This window comes from Microcoleus sp. B3-D2, assembly GCF_036705345.1.
Classification (GTDB): domain Bacteria; phylum Cyanobacteriota; class Cyanobacteriia; order Cyanobacteriales; family Microcoleaceae; genus Microcoleus.
The window spans coordinates 1-3762 of sequence record NZ_JAUBUG010000154.1 but is presented as its reverse complement, the minus strand read 5'-3'; the positions used below and the strand labels follow the sequence as shown (position 1 = coordinate 3762).

The 3762-nt window shown below is 45.4% G+C and carries 5 protein-coding genes; 4 read left to right on the top strand and 1 reads right to left on the bottom strand.

The window, feature by feature from the left end; all coding sequences use genetic code 11:
- The first annotated feature begins 503 nt into the window (after window positions 1-503).
- The 4 genes from QUB14_RS28220 to QUB14_RS28205 all read left to right on the top strand — a co-directional run bounded on the left by QUB14_RS28220 (window position 504) and on the right by QUB14_RS28205 (window position 2917).
- A complete protein-coding gene (locus QUB14_RS28220) occupies window positions 504-677 on the top strand; it encodes a hypothetical protein (protein ID WP_333221495.1) in 174 nt (57 codons plus the stop codon).
- A gap of 31 nt (window positions 678-708) precedes the next feature.
- On the top strand, window positions 709-915 hold the full coding sequence (locus QUB14_RS28215) for a hypothetical protein (RefSeq protein WP_333221493.1): 207 nt from the start codon (window positions 709-711) through the stop codon (window positions 913-915).
- 23 nt (window positions 916-938) lie between these two features.
- On the top strand, window positions 939-1160 hold the full coding sequence (locus tag QUB14_RS28210; protein WP_333221491.1) for a hypothetical protein: 222 nt from the start codon (window positions 939-941) through the stop codon (window positions 1158-1160).
- 221 nt (window positions 1161-1381) lie between these two features.
- Window positions 1382-2917 (top strand): HlyD family efflux transporter periplasmic adaptor subunit, encoded by a 1536-nt coding sequence (locus QUB14_RS28205; RefSeq protein ID WP_333221490.1) that lies wholly within the window; start codon window positions 1382-1384, stop codon window positions 2915-2917.
- 271 nt (window positions 2918-3188) lie between these two features.
- Here the strand turns inward: QUB14_RS28205 and QUB14_RS28200 are convergent, their stop codons facing one another.
- A complete protein-coding gene (locus QUB14_RS28200) occupies window positions 3189-3341 on the bottom strand; it encodes a hypothetical protein (protein ID WP_333221488.1) in 153 nt (50 codons plus the stop codon).
- Window positions 3342-3762 lie beyond the last annotated feature (421 nt).

The window sequence follows — 3762 nt, the reverse complement described above, 5'->3', positions numbered from 1 at the left end:
GCTTTGATTTCGCCTTTGAAAGTTCGTATCTGGACTCTTCAAGAATCCCCGTCCCTTTAGGGCTCGGGAGTATCAAAGCGAGAGATGTAGAACAAGTAACTGGAACTGGCAGTCTAGCAAGTCACTTCGCAGTATTCCTACTCTCATGATTTGAACAGGACTTACCCACCCGGAATCAAAAACCCGGTTTCTCTGTCAATATCTCTCGCTAGCAATGCACAATTTTTCTCAGAAACCGGGTTTTTTGCGTAAGTCTTGTTGAAGAAAGGGCGATCGCTCGACTCGCAGCAAGAACGTGCAAAAACAGCAAAAATGTGCAAGACATTCAAGATCGAAATCTGACATTGTTTAAGTCAGACAGAAAACTGATCGTTAAATTTGAAGCAAAATGGAGGATTTGATGATGGAAATTCGAGAACTTTGGCAAGAATTAGATGACGAACAAGCTGAAAAGCTTTCGGGTGGGGGTGAGGGTTGCTTAGCTTGGAGTATTGGATTCTCCGATGTCGTTCGACCAAGCACCTCAAAGGCTCCATCCTCTTCCACTTTCCCTACAGGAAGTAGTCTGTCTGAAAGCTCAATTGTTCCAGCGGCAGGAAAGATTAGCGGAACATGACTGCTGTGAGCGATCGCCCTTGAATGCCGTTATCTTATTTGTGCGATCGCATTTCCCATAATTTGTCTGTTTGAAAAGTCGGGAGGAGAAAAATGTTTGGCAAACACCAAACTAAAAATTCATCAAAATCAGTGTTGGATGTTAAAAAAATACATCCGCTAGTGATGGATTTAAACGAACAAAGTCAGGAATCAATTTCTGGCGGACAACTCCCAGAGGAGTTCGCGGCTGAGTCAGCGACTTTATATGCGATCGCTCTCCCTTCTTTCCTGAGTCAAGCCAACAAGGCCAAACAATAGTAATTGTAACAGGAGGCTTGGAAATGCTTAATCAGAGTCCTTGGCTGAGCGATCGCGAACTTCAAGATATTTCCGATACGGAAGCCAATTTAATCGCAGGCGGTCAAGTTAGCAGCGTTAGTCAACTTTCGGATGTTCGGCCGTCAGGTCTGACGTTTTGGGGGGTAAGAACTACGGGCGGAGTTTGGACATTTTGGTGGGATCGCGCTACTAGAAAGTTTGGCTTTAGTTACCAGTTGACTTGAATCCCAAGCAGCCTACTTATCGAGTTGGTAGTTGGTAATTGGCGATCATTCGTTGAGCGGGGGCGGGTTTATGAGATGATGGCTCTCAGGCGATTATTGTTGGTGAAACCCGCCCTTACAAGACCTTGCATTAATATCACAGATCGATCGTCCTCGCTCTAACCAATAACAACTGCCAACTGCCAACTACAAACTACCAACTGACTAATGACTACTAACTAATGACTAATGACTCATCTTTTGAATTTCTCCGCACCGCCAAACCGGATGAATTCTTGCCGCCCGTCAGCCGCTGGATAACGGCGGGCGGATTATTTTTGTTGGCAACTTTTGGCAGTGCGATCGCCCTTGCTGCTGTCGCTAAATATAATGTTACCGTCAGAGCTCCCGCTACCGTCCGTCCGGCTGGAGAAATTCGCATTGTAGAAGCGGCGACAGCAGGCACGGTGAAAAGCATTCATGTGAAAGAAAATCAGGCTGTCAAACAAGGAGATGCGATCGCCCTAATCGACTCTTCCCAACTTTTAACTAAACAAAGCCAACTGCAAGGAAATATCCAGCAAAACCAACTGCAACTGCGTCAAATTGCTGCCCAAATTAGCGCTTTAGACGATCGCCTTGCAGCGGAAACCCAGGCAATAGAAGGCGCAGTTGCCTCTGCCCAAGCAGATTTAAGCCGCAGCCAGCGGGACTATGGAGAACGGCAAATTACCTCGCTAGCTGAAGTTGAAGCGGCCAAAGCTAATGTACAATTAGCCCAGTCGGAATGGGAAAAATCCCTGCCGGAATTGCAAAAAGAACAGGCTTCCTTGCAAACAGCCGCAGCAAATTTAAAGGCTGCCGAGGCAAATTTAAAAGCAGCCGTTTCTAAGCGCGATCGCTATCAGTCAATCCAAGAAACAGGCGCTATTTCGCTGGATTTATTGGAGGAGACGAAACTTGCCGCGCAGCAGCAAGAACAAGCCGTGGCAGGGCAAAAAGCCGCCGTAGAAGCGCAAAAAAAAGCTGTTGAAAGCCAAAGAAAAACTGTTGACAGGCAGCAACAAGCTGTTGAAGTGTCCGCAGCTAAATTGAAAGTTGTGGAAGCTGCATTGAATCCTAGTGCCGCACCCGTGGCGATCGCCCAACAGCAAATTGCTCAAGAAAAAGCCAAGGGTGAAGCATCTTTGGCAGCGTTGAAAAAAGAACGATTAACTTCGATTCAGAGTCGCGCTGACATCGAAAATCAAATCAATCGCGATCGCCAAGAGCTCAAACAAATTGATACCGAACTTGCAAAAAGTATTGTTCGTTCTCCAGTAGACGGCACCATTCTCAAACTAAATCTGCGAAATCCCGGACAAACTGCACAACTCGGCGCGGCAATTGCTCAAATTGCTCCTGCTAATGCTGCGATTGTCGTCAAAGCTCGCGTCGCTGCTCCCGATATTGGTAAAATTGCGATCGGTCAAACATCTATCCTGCGGATTTCTGCCTATCCCTATCCCGACTACGGCGTACTAGAAGCGAAAGTTAGTGCGATCGCACCCGATGCCATTGCTGGTGAAAATAACAGTCCGCCTTACTATGAAGTGACTGTTATGCCCCAAAGAACTTATTTAGTCAAGCGCGATCGGGCTATTAGCCAATCTGCCGATCCACAGTGCTGTCAGTATCCTATTCAAGCCGGAATGGAAGTTACAGCAGACATTATTTCTCGACAAGAAACCGTACTTACATTTATTCTCAGAAAAGCCAGGATGCTCGCTGATGTTTAACCAACTTTACCATCACCCATTAGTATATTTGATTATGTAATTCACCGCGACGTTCTTAGGGCGAGTCGATGTACTGGTACGCACGGCATCTTTACCTATCTTCAACTTGACCGATTCACCAGTCAAATCACGTATGGAAACGCAACCTGGAGCAACGCGCTCAGCATTGCCGAAGCAGCGCCATAACCTAGCAATATTGTTGCCCTTGCTGTTGCCCGATTAGGCTTGTTTGCCTTCAAGATTAAGAAACAGCTAGGTTTTTTTTACAGGGCTAGGTGTTGAAAGCGATCGCATTTTTCCAATAAGCGCGATCGCCTCCCATGTAGAAATTTATATTTTGCGGATTTAATAGTAAAATTTTGTCCTGACTGAAAACAACCAGGGTACAAGCCCCCGGATAAATCCGTGGGGTCGCTTTCTTCAATTCTTTAATCTAAAATCTAAAATCGATTAACTATCACCTTCTTTTTAGCCGATCGCTAATCTGTACAATAGCCTATACTGCCCTTAACACAAAACTAAAAATTATGCAAGTCACTCGATTATGCGACTGGTAACTAACAGCTAGCGACTGTTATTATACGACGTATGCAAAGACTGTACTTTTAGGGTGCTCTGCGGCGCACCATACAAGTACACATAGTGTCAAAATTGAAGGAATGCAGCGTAAGTCCTACAAATGAGAATTTCGCCGCAATCAGATTAAGTCAGTTTTGTCAGTTGCTTTGGCAAGCTTAGATTTGGAAAATGAAGCAGCCTTGGGATTAAATACAGCGGATTCCAAGTTTATGAAGTACAGTAGCAGCAGCTTGTAAACCAGTTTTTGAAGTGCTTAATATTAACCA